The organism is Dermacoccus nishinomiyaensis (assembly GCF_900447535.1).
In the GTDB taxonomy this organism is placed as follows: domain Bacteria; phylum Actinomycetota; class Actinomycetes; order Actinomycetales; family Dermatophilaceae; genus Dermacoccus; species Dermacoccus nishinomiyaensis.
This window is the reverse complement of sequence record NZ_UFXX01000002.1, coordinates 554,636-573,312: the sequence shown is the minus strand read 5'-3', so window position 1 is coordinate 573,312 and position 18,677 is coordinate 554,636. Positions and strand designations below refer to the sequence as shown.

Annotated in this window: 20 protein-coding genes, 1 tRNA gene, 3 pseudogenes and 1 other annotated feature; of the genes and pseudogenes, 15 read left to right on the top strand and 9 right to left on the bottom strand. The window is 65.7% G+C overall.

Annotated features, from left to right (window positions below; translation table 11 throughout):
* The 3 genes from DYE07_RS15005 to DYE07_RS15460 all read left to right on the top strand — a co-directional run.
* Window positions 1-694: CgeB family protein (locus DYE07_RS15005; protein ID WP_502243694.1), on the top strand; the 694-nt coding region annotated here is incomplete at its 5' end.
* On the top strand, window positions 642-1,082 hold the full coding sequence (locus DYE07_RS15000) for a glycosyltransferase family protein (protein ID WP_440588209.1): 441 nt from the start codon (window positions 642-644) through the stop codon (window positions 1,080-1,082). The genes DYE07_RS15005 and DYE07_RS15000, both read left to right, overlap by 53 nt.
* Window positions 1,079-1,843, top strand: coding sequence for a glycosyltransferase family 2 protein (locus DYE07_RS15460; protein WP_115297382.1), 765 nt, complete (start codon window positions 1,079-1,081; stop codon window positions 1,841-1,843). Before DYE07_RS15000 ends, DYE07_RS15460 begins: the two co-directional genes overlap by 4 nt.
* A gap of 199 nt (window positions 1,844-2,042) precedes the next feature.
* On the opposite strand, the pseudogene DYE07_RS14440 reads toward DYE07_RS15460, so the two are convergent.
* The 6 genes and pseudogenes from DYE07_RS14440 to DYE07_RS15455 form a co-directional block, all read right to left on the bottom strand.
* Window positions 2,043-2,573 (bottom strand): annotated as a pseudogene (locus tag DYE07_RS14440) (glycosyltransferase); the annotation flags it as partial.
* A 156-nt stretch (window positions 2,574-2,729) separates the two neighbouring features.
* Complete coding sequence (locus DYE07_RS14865) at window positions 2,730-3,035, bottom strand: hypothetical protein (RefSeq protein WP_172463045.1); 306 nt, start codon at window positions 3,033-3,035, stop codon at window positions 2,730-2,732.
* 95 nt (window positions 3,036-3,130) lie between these two features.
* A complete protein-coding gene (locus DYE07_RS14435; protein ID WP_115297380.1) occupies window positions 3,131-4,264 on the bottom strand; it encodes an ABC transporter ATP-binding protein in 1,134 nt (377 codons plus the stop codon).
* 2 nt (window positions 4,265-4,266) lie between these two features.
* Window positions 4,267-5,073: an ABC transporter transmembrane domain-containing protein gene (locus tag DYE07_RS14430; protein ID WP_115297379.1), complete on the bottom strand. Its 807-nt coding sequence runs from the start codon at window positions 5,071-5,073 to the stop codon at window positions 4,267-4,269.
* 37 nt (window positions 5,074-5,110) lie between these two features.
* Window positions 5,111-6,040 (bottom strand): glycosyltransferase family 2 protein, encoded by a 930-nt coding sequence (locus DYE07_RS14425; protein ID WP_115297283.1) that lies wholly within the window; start codon window positions 6,038-6,040, stop codon window positions 5,111-5,113.
* Window positions 6,037-6,606, bottom strand: a complete 570-nt coding sequence (locus DYE07_RS15455) for a glycosyltransferase family 4 protein (protein WP_115297405.1) — start codon at window positions 6,604-6,606, stop codon at window positions 6,037-6,039. Before DYE07_RS15455 ends, DYE07_RS14425 begins: the two co-directional genes overlap by 4 nt.
* On the opposite strand from DYE07_RS15455, the gene DYE07_RS14415 reads away from it, so the two are divergent.
* From DYE07_RS14415 to DYE07_RS14390, 6 genes and pseudogenes are all read left to right on the top strand, one after another.
* A protein-coding gene (locus tag DYE07_RS14415; protein ID WP_115297116.1) for an IS3 family transposase occupies window positions 6,510-7,756 on the top strand; the annotation gives its coding sequence in 2 pieces (ribosomal slippage) (window positions 6,510-6,789 and window positions 6,789-7,756; 1,248 coding nt in all). The genes DYE07_RS15455 and DYE07_RS14415 overlap by 97 nt on opposite strands.
* Window positions 6,788-6,916 (top strand) — a sequence feature (AL1L pseudoknot). (Overlaps the previous gene by 129 nt.)
* Window positions 7,757-7,773: 17 nt before the next feature.
* A pseudogene (locus tag DYE07_RS14410) lies at window positions 7,774-8,637 on the top strand (Mu transposase domain-containing protein); the annotation flags it as partial.
* On the top strand, window positions 8,637-9,455 hold the full coding sequence (gene istB, locus DYE07_RS14405) for an IS21-like element helper ATPase IstB (RefSeq protein ID WP_074046616.1): 819 nt from the start codon (window positions 8,637-8,639) through the stop codon (window positions 9,453-9,455). The pseudogene DYE07_RS14410 and the gene istB, both read left to right, overlap by 1 nt.
* A 53-nt stretch (window positions 9,456-9,508) precedes the next feature.
* Window positions 9,509-10,105: a YdhK family protein gene (locus tag DYE07_RS14400; RefSeq protein ID WP_074046615.1), complete on the top strand. Its 597-nt coding sequence runs from the start codon at window positions 9,509-9,511 to the stop codon at window positions 10,103-10,105.
* Between the two features lie 220 nt (window positions 10,106-10,325).
* Window positions 10,326-11,183 carry a DUF4396 domain-containing protein gene (locus DYE07_RS14395; protein WP_115297032.1) on the top strand — a complete coding sequence of 286 codons (858 nt, stop codon included), beginning with the start codon at window positions 10,326-10,328 and terminating at the stop codon, window positions 11,181-11,183.
* A gap of 375 nt (window positions 11,184-11,558) precedes the next feature.
* Window positions 11,559-12,155, top strand: a pseudogene (locus DYE07_RS14390) (IS630 family transposase); the annotation flags it as partial.
* 2 nt (window positions 12,156-12,157) lie between these two features.
* Here the strand turns inward: DYE07_RS14390 and DYE07_RS14385 are convergent.
* Together DYE07_RS14385 and cmtR are read right to left on the bottom strand one after the other, a co-directional pair.
* Window positions 12,158-12,754 carry a cadmium resistance transporter gene (locus tag DYE07_RS14385; protein ID WP_006947316.1) on the bottom strand — a complete coding sequence of 199 codons (597 nt, stop codon included), beginning with the start codon at window positions 12,752-12,754 and terminating at the stop codon, window positions 12,158-12,160.
* Window positions 12,751-13,110: a Cd(II)/Pb(II)-sensing metalloregulatory transcriptional regulator CmtR gene (gene cmtR / locus DYE07_RS14380; protein ID WP_010850746.1), complete on the bottom strand. Its 360-nt coding sequence runs from the start codon at window positions 13,108-13,110 to the stop codon at window positions 12,751-12,753. Before cmtR ends, DYE07_RS14385 begins: the two co-directional genes overlap by 4 nt.
* Window positions 13,111-13,235: 125 nt before the next feature.
* Here cmtR and DYE07_RS15290 point away from each other — a divergent pair, with 125 nt between their 5' ends.
* Together DYE07_RS15290 and DYE07_RS14575 are read left to right on the top strand one after the other, a co-directional pair.
* Window positions 13,236-13,508 (top strand): helix-turn-helix transcriptional regulator, encoded by a 273-nt coding sequence (locus DYE07_RS15290; protein WP_256594831.1) that lies wholly within the window; start codon window positions 13,236-13,238, stop codon window positions 13,506-13,508.
* 96 nt (window positions 13,509-13,604) lie between these two features.
* The gene (locus tag DYE07_RS14575; RefSeq protein ID WP_144694981.1) at window positions 13,605-14,381 is read left to right on the top strand and encodes a hypothetical protein; all 777 of its coding nucleotides are present in this window, start codon (window positions 13,605-13,607) and stop codon (window positions 14,379-14,381) included.
* Window positions 14,382-14,533: 152 nt separating this feature from the next.
* Here DYE07_RS14575 and DYE07_RS14365 read toward each other — a convergent pair whose 3' ends face one another.
* Window positions 14,534-14,860, bottom strand: coding sequence for a helix-turn-helix domain-containing protein (locus tag DYE07_RS14365; protein WP_115297378.1), 327 nt, complete (start codon window positions 14,858-14,860; stop codon window positions 14,534-14,536).
* 143 nt (window positions 14,861-15,003) lie between these two features.
* Here DYE07_RS14365 and DYE07_RS14360 point away from each other — a divergent pair, with 143 nt between their 5' ends.
* The 4 genes from DYE07_RS14360 to DYE07_RS14345 all read left to right on the top strand — a co-directional run bounded on the left by DYE07_RS14360 (window position 15,004) and on the right by DYE07_RS14345 (window position 18,569).
* Window positions 15,004-15,894, top strand: a complete 891-nt coding sequence (locus tag DYE07_RS14360) for a tyrosine-type recombinase/integrase (protein ID WP_040014760.1) — start codon at window positions 15,004-15,006, stop codon at window positions 15,892-15,894.
* On the top strand, window positions 15,891-17,285 hold the full coding sequence (locus tag DYE07_RS14355; RefSeq protein WP_006945798.1) for a hypothetical protein: 1,395 nt from the start codon (window positions 15,891-15,893) through the stop codon (window positions 17,283-17,285). Before DYE07_RS14360 ends, DYE07_RS14355 begins: the two co-directional genes overlap by 4 nt.
* Window positions 17,286-17,496: 211 nt before the next feature.
* A tRNA-Arg gene (locus DYE07_RS14350) sits at window positions 17,497-17,572 on the top strand.
* A 145-nt stretch (window positions 17,573-17,717) separates the two neighbouring features.
* Window positions 17,718-18,569 carry an 8-oxoguanine DNA glycosylase OGG fold protein gene (locus tag DYE07_RS14345; protein WP_115297376.1) on the top strand — a complete coding sequence of 284 codons (852 nt, stop codon included), beginning with the start codon at window positions 17,718-17,720 and terminating at the stop codon, window positions 18,567-18,569.
* Window positions 18,570-18,677 lie beyond the last annotated feature (108 nt).

The following is an 18,677-nucleotide window of genomic DNA, read 5'->3' as shown; positions in this document are numbered from 1 at the left end:
CGTCATCCGCGACGTTACCGCCGGCCGCGTCGTGTGGCGTGCCGGCGAAGCAGATCGGTGGGGAGACGTCGTGACGCGGCTGCTCATCGTCTCGCCCGGATTCCACGGGTACTACACCTCGATCCGCCGCGCCTTCGAGTCACTCGACTACACGGTGGAGACGTACTGCTACGACGCCGCGACCTCGTCGGCCGAGCGGGTCTGGCGCAAGGCGCGTCACGAGCTGCCGGCCAAGCTGCGCGGCAAGGACGCTCACCTGTCGCCACAGGTCGTCTCGCAACGGGCGGCCTCACGCGTGCGTGAGGTGAAGCCCGACATCGTGCTCGTGATCCGCGGCGATGTGCTGACCGACGACTTCTGGCAGGCAGCGCAGACATCGGCCTCCCACGTCGCCGTGTGGATGTACGACGAGATGCGACGCACCGACTTCGATCCGCAGCTGGTGGGCCGCTACGCCCGCATGGCGACCTACAGCGCGTTGGACACGCAGGCCCTGGTCGGCCAGGGCTTCGACGCCCTGCACGTGCCGCTGGGCTTCGACGACACGGCCGCGATGAGCACGACGTCAGCCGGCCGGGGCGTGGTGTCGTTCATCGGTGCCCCGCTCGCCAAGCGCGAGGATGCGCTGCAGGCCCTCATGAGTGCGGGTCCCCGTGCAGGCGTGGGGGAGAGGATGGTCGGATCACCCGTATGACCGCGCGCGGACGTGGCGTCTCACGAGCAGGGGGATCCCCAGTGGCCGAGACGTGCCCGGCACGGACGCCCTCGCGATCATGCGCAACAGCATCGCGACACTCAACATCCACGGTGACCAGGATGGCTTCACGATGCGCACGTTCGAAGCCGCCGGTGTCAGCGCCGTTCAGCTGGTCGACCGAGTCGACGTGGAGGAGTACTACGTGCCCGGCGAGGAAGTGCTCGTCTTCGAGGGCCACGACGAGCTCGTCGCGCTCGCGCGGGATGTCATGGCCCGCCCTTCGTCCTACGCCGCGTTGCGAGAGCAGGGGCGTCGCCGCACGCTGGCCGAGCACACGCTGCGGCATCGCGCCGAAGCACTGGAGCACTTGTGGGGGTCCGAATGATCGAGACGCAGCCAACCGAGCCAGGGCCTGACCTCAGTGTCATCATCTGCGTGCTCAACGGCGCGCACGTCATCCGACAGCAGTTGGACGCGCTACGCGCCCAACGCTCGCGCATCCGCTGGGAGGTCATCGTCGCGGACAACGGTTCCACCGACGACACGCGGGATGTGGTCGAGGGGATCGCTCGAAATTTTCCCGTGCCCCTGCGGGTCATCGACGCCTCTGCGAAGAAGGGTGCCGGGGCAGCCCGCAACAGCGGAGCCCAAGAGAGTCGCGCCCGATTTCTCGCGTTCTGTGATTGTGACGACCAGGTGGCCGAAGGATGGGTCCAAGCAGCCCATGACGGGTTGCTGGCCCATGACGTCGTGGCAGGGCTCAACCGTGAGATGCGCGAGCCCTTCGACCCGGACGCGCCGATATTGAACCCCGAATGTGTCGTACGCGGTAGCTTCGGCAACGCCGTGATGAGCGGCAACGCGCGTTCCGCCGCGATGTCTTCTTCGCGGCCGGGGGCTTCGACACAGCCCTGCCTCCATACGGCATCGAGGACTTCGAGCTTTCCATCCGGCTGGCCCTGCGGGTGGGAGCCGATGTGGCAGCGGCACCGGACATGCTCATGTACTTCCGCCCCACCAGCGACAAGCATGTGCTACTCCGCAAGGTCTATTCGGCGTCGTGCGGCGAAGTACTCGTGTGGCACCGCCACCCGGAGCTCTACCAACGCCTGCACCGGCTCCCTAGACTTGTCACGAGAGCTGTGACAGCCGCCCCCCGCAACGTGGTGCTGATGACTATGAGGAAGAAGCAGGCGACGCAAGCTGCTCGGGAAGTCGTGACATGCTGGGGGAACCTCGTCACCGAGGTCAAAATTCGAGCTGGTTCGCTCGCGGTCAAGCCTCCCGGGCTGCTTGACCCTCTGAGCTGATCGCGAGGTAGAGGGTCATCCGCGTAGAGCGGCGGTCACGAAACGCCGCAAACGTCGTCTGCGGCTGCACTCGCGCGAGGCGACGACGGACATGGCCTCCGCGTGATGCGGACCATCTCGTCCCTCGTCGCCTGTCGGGCGTGTGCCTGGCCGCGGGCTGCAAGGCGATGAAGCGTCTGAGGGTCGGTCAGTTCTAGCAGTGCACGCGCCAAGTCACTCGCCGATCCAGGTTCCACCAGCAGGCAAGCCTCCCCGAGGGCCTCCGGCAACCCGCCCACGTCAGAGGCCACGACCGCGCAACCGCAAGCCTGCGCCTCCACACCCACGAGACCGTACGCCTCGCTCCAGAGCGAGGGAACGACCGCGATAGCGCTGTCGTTGAGGCGCGCGGCGACCGAGCTGGGGGACAGCTTGCCGAGAAACATGACCTTCCTCGAAAGGCCCGCCGACGCGACGCGCGCTTCCAACTCCTCACGGCACGGCCCATCGCCGATCACGTCGAGATGTGGGTCCTCACCGGTCGACTCGAGTTGTCGGATGGCGTCGACGAGGACCGACACACCCTTCTCCGGGAGAGCCTCCCGACGAAGACGATACGGCGCGGGTCGCGGTTCTCAATGGGCGCCGTGCAGGTGAAGGTCGAGTGGTCGCACCCGTTGTGGACGATGCGTGCTCCGGGCCCCGTCTCATCGGCCACAGCAGCCGAGACGGCGATCCGAAGGTCAGCGCTCTTCAGAAAGGCAAGTTTGGCGTCGAGTCAGGTGGAAGACAGCCCGCCGAGGTGCGGATGATCGAGCCGCGGCGACTTGCGCGGGGTCGTCGGCGTCGAACATCCGCCCGTGGATGACATTGATCCGTGGCTTTCCTGTGAGGAGGGGGAGCCACGAGAGCTTCAGGACCGGGGAGTGAAAGACAAAGACGTCATACGCCGTGGAGGCTCGGATGGCGGCAAGAGACAGGCCGCGCAGGATGCGCGCGGGTGCGAAACGCGCATCGTCGGATGCCTCGGCCGGGGCAAGCGTGAGCACGTCTGCTGACACCGTCGGGTGGTGCCGTAACCCTGCGGCGAGCGACGAGACGACCTCTTCGACTCCTCCCACATTCGGGGGAAAGCTGTGCGTGATCAGGAGTGCGCGAGGCTTGCCGTGTCTCGCCGACCGCGAACGGCACCGAAACCGGGGACGTTTCGAGTGGTCGAAGGTGCCCGTCGATGACGGCTCCATGTCCAGGGCCCCGGCGGCGGCTCCACGGCGTCCAGCCTCCCCAGGCGCACCAAGTTGGCGAAGGACGGCGACTGGGCCTCCACCTCGGAGAACGTTCCGTACGCCTCCACGTGACCATCACGCAGATAGGCCAGGGCATCGACATCACGGACGGTCGAGAGGCGGTGGGCAACGATGATGGTCGTGATCTCACCCCTCAGGCCGTTGATCGTCGAGGTGATCTTGTGCTCCGTCGCATTGTCAAGCGCTGATGTTGCTTCGTCGAAAACGATCACCTGGGGCCCGCGATACAGTGCTCGCGCGATCCCGAGCCGCTGCCGCTGCCCCCCCGACAAGCGTGTGCCGCGCTCGCCGATCTCGGTGCGGATGCCATCTTTTAACGAGTCCACGACGTCACCCAGTTCGGCACGCTCGAGGCATCGCTCGATCCTCGCCGGATCCTGATCCGCTTCAGGAATACCGAACGCCACATTGTTCGCCAGGGTGTCATCGAGCAGATAGACATCCTGGGGAACGTACGCGACGGCATCGAACCAGCGCCGATCGTTCGCGTCCGTTCGGACCCCGCCGTACGTGACACGCCCCTCGGAGGGGGACATCAGACCGAGAATGATGTCGACCAATGTCGTCTTCCCGGAGCCGCTGGGCCCGCACAGCGCCATGGACGTTCCATGTGGAATCTGCAGGTTGATGTCGTTCAAAACATTGCCTGCGCCGTCTTCGTAGCTGAAGGAGACGTGGCGTATCTCCAGGTCGGAAGTGACGGGTAACGGACTCTGGTGAGGCACGAGCGTGCCCGCACGGCGACCTCGTGATGCGCTCTCGCCCGCCGTTCGAGGCATGCCGCGAAGAGCTGCGACGGTGATGTGCAGGCCTTCGCGGCCAAATCGAATGTTGCCGATGGTGGCCGTCAGCGAGACCATCAGCGGCAGAACCTTGACTGTGGCCGCGGCGAACAGGCTGAGAATGGGCATGGTGGATTCAGCGTTGCCCGATAGGACCGACGCGACGATGAGAATCGTCAGCCCGATCATCGTCACGAACTCGAGAAGGTTCTTCGGAGCTGGGCCAGGAAGTTCGCCTTGCGGGCCGCTTGAGAGTTGGCGACGTTGTAATGGTCGTAACGGTCGACGAAGAAACTCTTCGCGCCATGAAGATTTGCCTCGCGGAAACCGTGCATGGCCTCCATCAACGTCTTGCTGCTGAGCCACGCAGAGTGCTGCGCGGCCTCGCCAGCGCGACGGTTCGCCGGGCCGAGTACACGCTGGATGATGAAGACCGCCACAGCGAAGTAGAGCGCCGCACACAGCGCCGTGACGGGGGTGACGACGATGAGCAGCGTCCCGATGGCCACGACCGACATCAGGGTACTCAGAACTCCGATGAACCCGCTGAGAACATTCTGGTGCGCTGCTTGAGTGGCAGCCCCAACGGTGCGGATGACCTCGCCGGTATTACGGCGACGATGCTCCAGGTAACCCTCGGACATGTAGCTCTGGAGCAGTTTCCGCGAGGTGCCCGTCTGCAGGCGTGTGACGACGCCCGCTCCCCACCACTGCAGGACGGCTGTGAGAACGGCCTTGATGAGAAAGGACAGAGCCATGAGAGCTGCCAGTGTGACGGCGAAGTGGTTCTTGTCCTGGCTGCCCAGGAGCCGATGAAGCGTTCCCAAAGTCCCCTCGTCGATGTTCTTGCCCATCGCGACCTGCATGAGGGGATAGATGGCGGCCACGCCCAGAAGATCCATGAGGGCGAGGAAGAATTGCGCGAAGACATTGGCGAAGAGTTGATTGCGGCTTCGCGGATCGAACGTACCGATGAGATAACGCAGGTCAGACCACACAGGATGCCCCCTTCAGTGGACGACGGCCCTGGGCCGGTCAGAAGTCATTGGCAGCGTCCTTCTGATCGGCGTACCCGGCGATTGCTGCGGCCTCGACGAGGAGGGCGACCAGCTTCGTGGCAGCCATACGTGGAATGAACGGGAGGGCCCGATCGATGATGCCGGATGCGCGGCGGGCGCGGTCGTATTCGAGCGCGCGTTGCAGCACATTCTTCGTCACGTTCCATACCGAGTCGTTCGTAGGCGCGAGCCCCGCCGGAGCGATGCCGTCGTGGATCTTGTCGAAGAGTCGCTTCGCCTGGCCTGAACGGTAGGCACGACGAACGCGGGCCTCGGTCGTGCTGGCGGCTGCGTGATGCGTCGTCTCGAGCGACTGTCGGAGGACGATGGGGTACCCCGCTTCGTGGAGGCGCAGACCGTAGTCGACGTCCTCCCAGCCGTACGCCCGAAAGCGCACGTCGTAGGGACCGACCTTGTCCCACATCGTTCGCGTGACGGAGCAATTGCCTGCCCAGTACAACCATCGCTGGTCCGGCGTGGCCCTATAGGCCGCCTCGCGAAAGCGGCGGTCTGCGTCCCTCCCGTAGGCGCGTGCGTAGGGAGTGTCGGCCATCACATTGCGGTAGATGCCCACCACTCCACATTCGAGTTCCTCGTGGGCCTTGATGTGTTCGCTGACGAACTCAGGGCCGGGCTCGAGGTCGTCATCACAGCGGATGAGCACCTCACCCGTCGCATCTGCGAAGCCGGCGTTGAGGGCAGCGACACGTCCTCGGTTCTCGGGGAACACGATGGTTCGCAGACCGCGTAGCGGGTGATCGCGGACGAGGGCCTCGGAGCCGTCGATGTCACCGTCGAGGACGACGATCACCTCGAAATCCGACTCCGTCTGGCGCTGCAGTGCAGAGAGCAGGACGGGCAGTCGTTCTGCGCCGGCTCGGCTGGGGACGACGATGGAGGCCCTCATGCAGTAACAACTCCTCGAGTAGACGTGGGTAGGGACTGGAGTAGGGTCGCGAGGCGCCCTCTGCCTGCTTCGGGGGAGAACAGCGCCTCCCAACGCTCGTAGCTGGCAGTCAGCATCTCGGACCAGGGGGCGTCGAGCCCAGCAGTCAGCGTCCGGGCAAGGTCTTCTGCATCGCCTGCACGAGCTACGAACGGGTAGTCCGCGCCAACCACTTCAGGTAGGGCTCCGGAGTCGCTGACGACGAACGGGCAACGAGCGCCCATGGCCTCCGCCGCGACCAAGCCGAACGGCTCGGCCCACGTCGACGGGAAGACGGCGAGATCGATCGCAGAGAAGAAGTCATTTCGGTCCATCCACCCGGGGCAGGTCACACTGTCGCCGAGTCGGTGAATGGCTGAACTGACCCGACGTTCGTCCTGAATCGCTCCGGGTCTGGTGGAGGCTCTGATCCAACGGAAGGATGCAGAGCATGCCCGCACCACGGAAGTACCCCGACGAGCTCCGCGAACGCGCCACGCGGATGACGCTGGAAGCCCGTCAAGACCCCGCCACGAGGACCGGAGCATTCCGCCGCGTAGGAGAACAGCTCGGGATCAATCCCGAGACGCTGCGCAACTGGGTCCGCCAAGCCGAGATCGACCACGGCCACCGCCCCGGAATCACGACCAGCGAAGCCGCCCGGGTGGCCGAGCTGGAGAAGGAGAACCGTGAACTACGGCGGGCGAACGCGATCCTGCGCTCGGCGTCGGCTTTCTTCGCGGCGGAGCTCGACCGCCCACAGCGCTGATCGTGGACTACATCGACGAACACAAGCACGAGTTCGGTGTCGAGCCGATCTGCGCCACGCTGTCCGCGGCAGGCACACAGATCGCACCGAGCACGTACTACGCGGCCAAGACGCGCACTCCTTCAGTGCGCAGCCTGCGCGATGAGCAGGTGCTCGTGGAAATCCGGCGGGTGCATGAGGCCAACTACGGGGTCTACGGGGCCCGGAAGGTCCACGCGCAACTGCGGAGGGAGGGCCTGCAGGTGGCCAGGTGCACGGTGGAGCGGCTCATGCGAGCCGCAGGCCTGCGCGGGATCAGCCGCGCGAAGGGACCGAGGACCACGGTCCCAGGCCGCGGCCCGGATGAGCGTCAAGACCTGGTCCAGCGAGACTTCACCGCGGCGGCTCCGAACCAGCTGTGGGTCGCTGACATCACCTACTGCCGCACTTTCAGCGGATGGGTGTACGCCGCGTTCATCATCGACGTGTTCTCCCGACGGGTGCTGGGCTGGCAGCTGTCGAAGTCGCTGCGCACGGACCTGGCCCTGGACGCGTTGGAGATGGCGTTCTGGACGCGTCAGCGCGCAGGCCAAGACGTGGCCGGGCTACGGCATCACAGCGATAAAGGAGTCCAGTACGTCGCCGTGCGATACACCCAGCGGCTGGCCGAGGCCGGCGCAGTCGCCTCAGTCGGCTCGACGGGGGACTCGTATGACAATGCCCTCGCGGAGGCGTTCAACTCGCTGTTCAAGGCGGAGCTGATCCGGAACAAGGGGCCATTCAAGTCCATCGAGGACCTGGAGATCGCGGTCGCGGAGTACATCGACTGGTTCAACCATCGTCGTGTGCACGGCGAGATCAGGCTGGTCCCTCCGGTCGAGTTCGAGGACGTCTACCATCATGAGAACCCCGTGCCGGCGCCCGCCGGGACGGCACTTACGAGCCTCTAACAAACCCGGGGCGATTCAACAAGATCCGTGGATGGGAAGCCGACGACGACAGCCGGCGGATCGACGGGAAGCTGGCCACCATCGGTGTCGATTACGCTGCTGAACGAAACCTGTTGGCACCGTTGCCGATCGACAGGTTCGACCCCGGGCTGGTTTTGCACCCACGCGTCGACCGATCCGCGATGATCACCGTGCGGATGATGAAGTACTCGGTGCCCGCGCACCTGATCGGCCGCAAGGTCCGCGTCTCGCTACGCGCCTCGCACCTGGTCGTGTTCGACGGCCACACCCTGGTGGCCACCCACCCGCGGGTCGCCGCCCGCGGCGGGCGCGTCGTCGACCTGGACCACTACCTGGAAGTCCTGCGACACAAGCCCGGCGCGTTACCGGGCTCGACCGCCCTGGCCGATGCCCGCGCCAAGGGAACATTCACGCCCGCGCATGACGCGTTCTGGGCCGCCTCCCGCAGGGTCAACGGCGACACCGATGGCACCAAAGAGCTCATTGACGTTCTGCTGCTGCACCGCTGGTTGCCGGCCGACGCCGTGGTCGCCGGCATCACGGCCGCCTTGCGGGTGGGGGCGGTGACCGCCGAGGTCGTCGCGGTCGAAGCCCGCCGGCACGCGGCAACCTGTGACGCTGGCATCGGCGGCGAAGGTGGGGCCAGTTCTGATGGTCACCTTGTTGCTCACGACGGTGTTCATGAGCAACGCGTTGTCAGTCTCACACAACGACGCTTGACTGACCCGGCTGCGGTGATCGCCGGTCTTCCGCCGGATACCCGGCCGGTTCCTTCGGTGGCCGTCTACGACCAACTTCTGCCGCGACGCCGCACCACCACCGCCGCCGCGCAGGGCCCGACGAAAGCGAGTACCAGCTGATGCCCACTGCGCCCGGGACCGCGATCACTCCGACTCTGCGGCGACGACGCGGCCTGACCGAGGAAGCCGCCCTGGCCGCCGTCGACCAAGCCTGCCGCCGGTTGCGGCTGCCGACGATCCGGGCGGTGCTGGATGAAGCGATCGGCGTGGCCAAGAAGGAACAGCTGTCGTATCCGGGGTTCCTGGCCGAACTGCTCCTGGCTGAGGTCGACGATCGCGATCGCCGCTCGTCGATGCGTCGTGTGAAGGCGGCGCAGTTTCCCCGCAGCAAATGGATCGGTGACTTCGACTTCACCGCGAACCCGGCGATCGAGGCAGCGACCATCCACCAGCTCGCCAAGGGCGACTGGATCCGCAAAGGCGAACCCCTGTGCCTGATCGGCGACTCGGGCACGGGCAAAACCCACCTGCTCATCGGGCTGGGCACCGCGGCCGCCGAGCAAGGTCACCGGGTGCGCTACACGTTGGCCACCCGATTAGTGAACGAACTCGTCGAAGCCGCCGACGATAAGATCCTCGCGAAAACCATCGCCCGCTACGGCCGCGTCGACCTGCTCATCATCGACGAGCTTGGCTACATGGAACTAGATAGCCGCGGCGCGGAACTCTTGTTTCAGGTCCTCACCGAACGTGAGGAGAAGAACTCAATCGCGATCGCGTCCAACCAAAGCTTCAGCGGCTGGACCGACACGTTCACCGATCCCCGCCTATGTGCCGCGATCGTGGACCGGCTCACCTACCACGGCACCATCATCGAAACCGGCACCACCAGCTACCGACTCGCCCACAGCCAGGCAACGGTGCAGGCAGCGCGATGACGCGTGTACCCCCACCTTCCACCATATACCCCCCTGGGGTATATGGTGGAAGGATGGACATCTCGAACTCGAAACTGCCCCGACGACTCTTGCTGACACTGGCGGCTACCGGAGCTGCCGCTGCGCTGGCCGCGTGCTCGGGCGGTTCCGGTGATCAGGCCGGCACCGGTTCCAGCACCCCCATAAGCCACATGTCGATGAGCTCGTCCACCATGCCGATGCACCACGGCGACGGTGGTCCCGTCCCGGTCGGGATGAAGCCGGCTGCGCATCCCACGTACCCGGTCGGTAGCACGGTGATTCTGACCGCGAATCACATGGCGGGCATGAACGGTGCCCGGGCCACCGTCGTGGGGGCGTACTCCACCTTTACGTACGCGGTGAACTACACCCCCACTACCGGCGGGCCGGCGGTCAAGGACCACAAGTGGGTGGTGCAGCAAGAAATCAAGAACGCCGGCACTGGCCGGCTCGCCGACGGAACGAAGGTGGTCTTGACCGCCGACCACATGCCCGGCATGAAGGGCGCGACCGCCACGATCGCCAGTTCGACCGACCAGACCGTCTACGTCGTCGACTACACCGCCGGTGGTATGACAATGAAGAACCACAAATGGGTCGTCCAGGACGAGATGAAACCCGCAAAATGAGCGACCCAGTCGCCGCTCGGCGACGACCTGACCCAGTCTCGATGACCTCGGCGAAGGAGCGAAGCCCCATGACCATGCGGACAGCAAACGCGGTGAGGGCCACCGGTGAAGGCGCGTGGCGGACCGCTCCGCCACCCGGCAATGCCCGGCGTTTCGACTCGGTGATTCGGTCGGCGGGCCCCCAAGTTTTAGGCGGCGGGCAGTGATTCTCGACGGGGTAATGCTGCTGTGGTTCATCCAGGTCGCGATCGCAGTTGCGTTCGTCGCCGTCGACATCCACACCACCCCCGAGGCCACGGTGATGAAGTGGGGGTTCGTGATCATCACCGCGTTCAGCGGCCTATTCGGGGCGCTGCTGTACGTGCTCAGCTGCCGCGAACCGCTGCCCGGCACCCACGAGCTGTACGTCGCTGCGAAATGGCGGCAGGTGGTCGGCTCCACCATGCACTGCGTGGCCGGCGACGGGATCGGGATCCTGGCCGCCGCAGTCATCACCTCCCGGCTGGGCCTGCCGATGTGGGCGGACGTGCTGTGCGAGTACGCGCTCGGGTTCATCTTCGGATGGACAGTGTTCCAGGCCCTGTTCATGAAGAGCATGTTCAGCTCCTACCGGCGGTCGCTGACCGGCACCTTCATGTCCGAGCTGCTGTCGATGAACACGGTGATGGGCGGGATGACCGCGGTGATGGTGCCCTGGATGACCCACAACATGGACGCGATGAGCCCGACCGGGCCGACGTTTTGGTTCGTTATATCGATCTCGCTGTGCGCCGGGTTCGTCGTGGCGCTGCCGATGAACTGGTGGTTGGTGGATCACGGCCTCAAGCACGGCATGATGACGGTTCGCCCCGACGGCACCCCGGTTCCGCAGGCGGCCGCGGTAGCGGCGGCCAGCGCGGCGCTCAGCGGATACCGGCTCGTCCCGGCCACCACGCCGCCGGCCGAGACACCGCACCAGGCGATGCCCGACCGGCCCAGTCGGGGCAAGCTGGCGTCGATGACCCTGGTCAGCTTCCTGGTCTTCGCCGCCGGGTTCCTGATCGCCGGACTACTGGGAACCCTCACCATGACGCGCTAGCAGCCGTCCTTCGCCTCCCGCGACGGTTCACTCCGCGCCACACCGAGGGGGCGGATCAAACGGTCACGGGACTTGATCTGCGAGGGCTTGGCATAGATCTCCTTACGGTCCTGGCCGCAGCCGGGGTGCAGCCACCATGCCAGCCCCACCGGCTGGCCCGGCTGAGCGAGCACGAACGTCGGTGGTCCCGGTGAAGCTGCGATCCTTCCCTGCTGGCTGGCCGTGAGGACGGATGCGGGTGATTCTCGCCGACACGCCGGTCGCCGCGACGGCGGGCATACAGCACGTCGTCGTCGGCGAACACTTACCGGCGATTCACTTCCGGCGGGGCCGGATCAAACCGTCACCCTGGGGCCAAACGAGGTTGACAGAATCAACGTGGTCGGGCTGTACCTGAACCCACCGGAGAAGGCGGTCGTGCTGTGCGTGGATGAGAAGTCCCAGATCCAGGCCTTGAACCGGACCGCGCCGATCCTGCCGCTGCGACCAGGCTTGCCGGAGAAGGCGACCCACGACTACAAGCGCAATGGCACCACCACGCTGTTCGCCGCTCTCGAGGTAGCCACCGGTGCGGTGACCGACCAGTGCTACGACCGGCACGGTAAGGCCGAGTTCCTCGACTTCCTCAAGAAGGTCGCCAGGGCTTACCCGCGCCGGGAGCTGCACGTGGTCCTGGACAACTACCACACCCACAAGCACGAGGACATCAAGCAGTGGCTGGCCAAGCACCCGCGGATCACGTTGCACTTCACCCCGACCAGCGGGTCCTGGCTCAACCTCGTCGAGGTTTTCTTCGGGATCATCACCCGACAGGCCATCCGCCGCGGCTCCTTCGACAGCGTCAAGCAACTCGTCACAGCGATCAGCACCTTCATCGACGGCTGGAACGAGCGCTGCCACCCATTCATCTGGACCAAGACCGCCGAGGAAATCCTGCCCCACGCCACCCGTCAAACCAGTTCAGGCGCGTGACATCAGAGACCGAACGCGCCGCCGCCGACGAGGATTGCGACGCCCAGTCCGATCAGGACGATGGGGAAGAGGATGTGCTCCCGCCGTTCGAGGACCTCGGCGATGGGTCGACGCGTGGCGACGAACTTGGCGGTGGCCACCAGCACTGCCACGAGCACGAGGAAAACGATGCAGAAGGTGATGACAGCGGGAGTACTGATGTTGAGGAAGACCGGGACGTAAACGCCGATGTTGTCCCCACCGTTGGCGAAGGTGACGCCGGCGACGGTCGCCACGGCAACGCTCTTACCTGACACGGCGGCATCATCGTCGTCGCCCTCGCCGCGGTAGACCTCCCACGCAGCCCAGAGACCCAGCGCGAGGGGGATGAGCCCAAAGTAGGGAATCGCCTCCTCTGGCAGCGCCCACCCCGCCCCCAAGGTCACCACGAGTGCGGCGGCGAGGATCCCGACGAAGCCAAGGTATTGCCCGGCCAAGATCTTCGCGGTCGTCCCGGGGCGTCCGGCACCTCGGGCGAAGAAGAGCGAGAGCACGATGATGTCGTCGATGTTGGTCGCGATGAAGAGCCCGATCGCTTGGAGCAGCGCCGCGGCCGTCATGCGCCGGACCTGCCGTCGTGGCAACCAGGCACCTCGCAGGCGACGTCGAGGCAGGGGGCGTCCGCGTCGACGGCCAGCTTGACCTCGACCAGCTCGGTGAGCGCACGTGCGAGGTGGGGGTCAGCGATCTCGTAAAGGGCCTGGCGGCCCTCATGGGTGCCGACCACGATCCCGCAGTCCCGCAGGCAACCCAGGTGGTTCGACACATTCGAGCGCGTCAGGTCTAGCGCGTTGGCGAGCTCTGCCGGATGCGCGGGGCACGCCAGAAGCGACAGAAGGATCCGTGAACGCGTGGGGTCGGCCATCGCCCGGCCCAGACGCTGCATGGCGTCCAAGCGGGAAGCAAGAGTCAGCATGCACTGAACGATACAGTAACCGCTGAACTACAATCGCCCCACCCAACTCGTCAAACAAGTTCAGACGCGTGACACTAGGGGGTAGCACTTCCAACCCCCGCCATGAAAGTACATGACTATGTACTGTGCGTGCGGGGGGCAGCCCAGAACGTGGGAGGCGTGCCGTCACCCGAACCAGACCTAAGCCGCCTGCGAGATATCTTGTCACCGCCCGCGCGGAGTCGGGGATGACGTTCGAGCAGCTCGCTGAAGCATCCGGCCTGCACCGGCAAACCCTCACCAACATCGCCCGCGGCGCAGCGAAGGGCGACTTGCGCACCTGGCTCATGCTGGCAAGGGCCTTCGACGCGACTCTTGACGAGCTCCTGGCGCCAGTGTGGCATGACTCAGCATCCTGAGGCACCCGCCCATACCCGGACGCGAAATTGAGCGAAGCGCTGCCCCGGAAGGCGGAGTTGTGGACTGGGAAGCGTCCACCGTTTCGACCCGCCGACATGGGTGACACCGAATGGTTGAAATGCCTGGAGGCCGGTCGCGTCGTCGGCGTCACGGTACGCGGTGTGGTCGCCGTGGCAGTAGCGGAAACGCTCAACTCTCTTTTGCGGGGTTGCCCTGATCGGGACGTGCCAGGCGTGCAAACGGCCCTGCAAAGGCACATGTGCGAGACCATCAGGCTTGGGCGCGAGCTGCCTAAATATGACGAAGCAGATTTACTACTACGGTCGCCGGAAACCGCGCCACTACTGGGAAGTCGACTTCTTCTCGGACTGCTGCGACGCGTTCGAGAAGAGGTGGACCAGCCTGAGCTGACCCGCATCGTTGATCAGGGTGTTCCCGTGACCGAAGGAACCCTTGTTGCGGCTGCACCGGCTCTTGATCGAGCAGGTGCTGTGCACGCTGCCCGCGAACTCGTTGACCTGTTGATCGACAATGCAGCAACGACCGCACCGAGCCGTGGCGGCAAGGACGTGAGTCTGCTGCTGCATGGGAGTGGGCGCGCCTACCGGGTGACGCCCCTGACGCAGCGAGACATGGTGCGCACAGTCATCCCCCCGGATGGCACCCCGATCGCGAATAAGGACATCCGCGAAGCCGTCAAGGAACAGTTCGGCGACGCGGCACCAACCGACAATCAGATCGACCAGACGATTGTCGGCCTGCGCCGCGACAAGGAACTGCGGCGCGTCTCGCATGGCGTCCAAGCGGCGACGGAGTTGTTCGGTCACGAGCCCTACCCGACCGATCCGGGCCGCAAGCGGGCTCGGAGCTAGGAGCACGTGAATACATGAGTGAGCACCCGTATCGGGTGCACCCAGAAAAGACGAAAGCTCCCGCCGCCAGCGTCAACTGGCGATACGAGAGCCGTCATCAAGGTCTTGGAACCGCCTTCGATGCTACGGCACCCCCAGCGGGCACGCAATCATCACTCCTGGGTGCCCCCATGCCCAAAACTCTCCGAACCGCGCATGACCCACACGTCTGCGTCGAGCGCGTCTTCCAGCGCGGCGAGTGTCGCGACGTCGCACCACGTCTCACCGCGGAGCACTCGCGTCACCGTCGTGTGCGCGACATTGGCGCGCGCCGCGACGCTACGCACGGACTCGCCGGACGCGTGGAGGTGGTCACGCAGGCTGCGGCACGTCGCTTGCACGCGTTCTACGTGCGGTGGGGCGTCGTCGCGCAGCACCGCATCGGGCCAGCTGCCACTCGCGACGTAGCGGGCTGTGCGCGGTGTGCGGGCGTCACTCATGCACCCCATTTTGCCCGGAATTTCGGGGTTGTCGGTGCCTACACCTCTAATGGTGCACATGAGCACCACTTGGGGATGGGCGCATGACCGCCACGCGACCGGCACCACTGACTCTCGACCAGGCCGATGTGCTGGTGGCCGCCATGAGTGATACGCCGCTATCGACCGCCATCCGCGTCCTCATCGCCACCTGGCGCGAGCGTGCCAGTGCGGGCGACATGTCGCCTCAGACCGTCGACAAGTTCACCCTGCTCATGGGGCGATTCGACCGCTACGCCTACGCGACGGGCGCCCTCATTTGCGCCGACGTCACCCCCGACCTCGTGAGCGATTTCATCCGCGCGCACGGTCGTGACAGGCAGGGCAACGAAGCGCCACCATCGGTATCGACGCAGCATCAGCGACGCAGCGTCATCCGGCTGTGGGCCCGCGACGCGATCGTCGCCGGGTACCTCCTCGCTGATCCGACGCTGCACCTCGATCTCCCGCCCCGTAGCCGGTCGCTGACACGCCCGGTCACGGACGATGAGGTCGCACTCATCGAGTACCAGGCCGAGTCGTGGGCGACGCACACGCGCCACGCGGCGACAGTTGCCCTCGCCCTCAGCGGCGTCCACTCGGGCGAAATTGCGTCGATTCGCCCCGGCGACGTGCGGGACGGGTTGATCGCAGCGCCTGGGACCGTACGCGTGCAGGCCCGCACCCTCAGCATCGCGTCGCCGTGGTGCCGTCGTGTCCTCACCGAGCGCGTCGACCTCGTCGGTGGCGCCGATGGTGGGCGCACCCTCGTCTCCACGGGCAAGGGCACCGACGCACAGCAACAGGCCCGCGCGTGCACCGCTATCCGAGACGTCATCATCCGTGCCGGACTCGACACTGACCCGGCGATTAAGCCGTCGTCCCTGACGGCGCATCCCGCCCGCGCCGTTTTCGACCGCACGGGGCGTATCCAGGATTCGGCGCGTCTGCTTGGCGTGACATCGCTCGACGCGGCAGCGTCCGCGATCGACTGGGACTGGCAGGCCGCCCCATGATGAACACCGATGCGCTCACCCGAGAGCGGGCCCGTGTGACGCAGCTGTACAACGACGACCTGGTGAAGCGCATCAAGTCCGGTGACGCTGTACTGATCGGCGACCAGCGGGTCGAAGCGGTCATCCGCAACAGAGACCTCATGAGCCTCGGCGCGCTCGTCCCCGCTTCGAACGCCTCCGGCATGGGCCGCCCCAGTCGGTACCCGTCCTGGCTGTGGGTGTACATCGCGGCCATAGTCGGTACCCGCGGCAGCCAGCGCGCCGCGATCAACTGGCTTCGGTACCCCCGACACTGGTTCACCGTGGTGGACCTCTTTCGCGAGGTCTACGGGGACGAGGTCGCAGCCAGGCTGCCTCAGCAGCCGCCCTGCCGCTCCACGGTGCGGCATCACACCAAACGCATCATTGCTGTGTTTCCGATCCTGCAAGAGGCAGCCGCCGCCCAGTGGGTGCGCCAAGCGCAAGCACAGGGCTGCCTGGACCCTGAAGATGACAGCACGTGGATGGAGCCGTCACGCGGTTGCACGGTTTGGGGTGACGGCACCGTCGTCAAATCATCCGTGCGGCAACGCAAGAGCACCGAGAAGGCCGTCCGTCAGGCTGACGCTGCGATGTACTACGAATGCGGCGAGGAAGACGGGAACCCCGTCTACGGAGTCAAGTACGTCACCGTATCGACACGTCCTTCCTCAGACCCCTACGGCCGCGTCATTCTGCGTATGGAGCGGCAGGTGGGTGCCAGGGAGGCAGATCAGGGCGCCACCATGATCGAGCGCATTCAACACCTGTGCGGCGGCGCGATCCGCGCTGTCGCATGGGACGGCGCCCACCGTGGACTGCACCGCCAACGCGTCCTGAACGCCATCGGCGCGATCCCCGTCACCCCACCACACGGCAGCGTCAAACCGCGACGACTCAGGCGCGCCGAAGACGGCACCGACCTGTGGACGTGCGACGGAGCTCTGTGCGCCATGACGCTCACCGTGGAAGGCAAGCGCCGCTACGAACCGTTGCCCCTGCACAAGGTGCTCCGCCGACGCCGGGCCGACGGCACGTTCCGCTGGTATGCCGAATACGCCCTGCCCAGCGGCCTCATCCACCGCGAGCGACTCGATCAGACTCTCGAAGACGTCGCCACGAAGTTCAACCGCGCGGAGCACCTCCAACCCTTCCCGAAGGGCACTCCAGAGTACGAAGCCGTGTATCACCGACGCCCCGACGCGGAATCGCTGCACGACACCCTCGACAGCCTGTTCTACAAGGGGCGAATGATCGCGTACTTCAAGGAGACGCAAGACCTCGCCATGCTGTCGTTCGCCCTCGGGCAGAACGCCGTCTCGCACTGGGTGTACCGCCTCTCGCAGCTCGGAGGTGAGCTGCTGACGAACTGAAGGGCGCCCCATTCAAGGCACCAGTCTGCCCGCCGACCGCCATGGTCGCGCGGGCCCCAGCCGTGCAATCGGCTAGGCTCTGACACGCACGATCCGGCGGCGACTTGCTCCCCTGCAAGCGGCCATCACGACCGGATCGTGCAGGACCAGGCCACAGCGACGTGAACGCCCAGGCGTGAGCGACTTTTAGTCCACCTTTTCGCCCGGTCCCGCTCTCGTAGCTCAGGGGATAGAGCACCGCTCTCCTAAAGCGGGTGTCGCAGGTTCGAATCCTGCCGGGAGCACCACGCCTCGCCTCGACGGTGAATGCGAGCGAAATGGCTGGAAGTGAGCGGCAGATCGCTCGTAGCCAGCCATTTCGCTCGCATTCGGCAGAATGCTCGGGCCCGCGAATTCGCCGCGGCGCCCCTCTGCGTCACCTATCCTCCGAACATGATCACCACATCGGCCGCGCTCGTATCGCTCATCAAGGCCCACGGCGACGTCGCCACGGATGCGAAGGTCGAGGCCCAGGAGGAATACTTCTATCCCGGCACCTGGCGGAAGTCCTGGCCACAAGGGCTCGACATGCCGGCCATACTCGCCGATGCGGTGCCTGGTGATGGTAAGAAACACCCCGTCACCCGCAGCGACATCTTCAAACGAGCCGAGAACGTGGACACCGAGGCTGACGCCCTCGATCTGTACGTGCTCATGTGCGGCTGGGGAGCCGGCTGGCAGGGCATCACCGGCTATCGGTGCCGTCGTCCTCTGCACTCTCCCGACGTGGCCGCCAAGCTTTTGGCCGCGCATCGGGCCATTCGCGCGGGCGAAGACCCGAAGGCCGTTTACGCCAGCCTGCAGCCGGGCGGTACGAACCACATCAAGTACTTCGGCCCGGCCTTCTTCACGAAGTGGCTCTACTTCTCCGGCTACGGGCGCGAGGGCGTCGGCGGCAAGCGACCCCTGATCCTGGACGCCCGTGTTGCCCGCAGCCTCGGCTGGGACTCCTGGGGTTGGACGAGTACGCAGTATGACCAGTACCTCGAACTTGCCGCTGCCGCAGCCAAAGAACTCGGTGTGGGGCCACAGGTCGTCGAATATGTCCTGTATTCGATGAACGGAACCCAGACGGGGACCAAGACCGACCCCGACGCGCAGAGCCTGATCATCGAGGACGTTCCCGACGCTCTGTACCGCGCGCTGATCGCCACCGCCGGCGCCCAGCAGGAGCCCATTCAAGACGTAGCGCTCACCTTGCTGGCCCGAGCGCTCGACGTCACGCTCGAGGGCAGCGGTGTCTGAGAGCGCATAAGTGCCTTTCACAGTGGGCCGTGGACGCCGGAGTGGCCGCCGCGACGCGAAGACCGGCCCTGACCTGCAATGCAGGCGGGCCGGCCGTGGTGTGTCCAG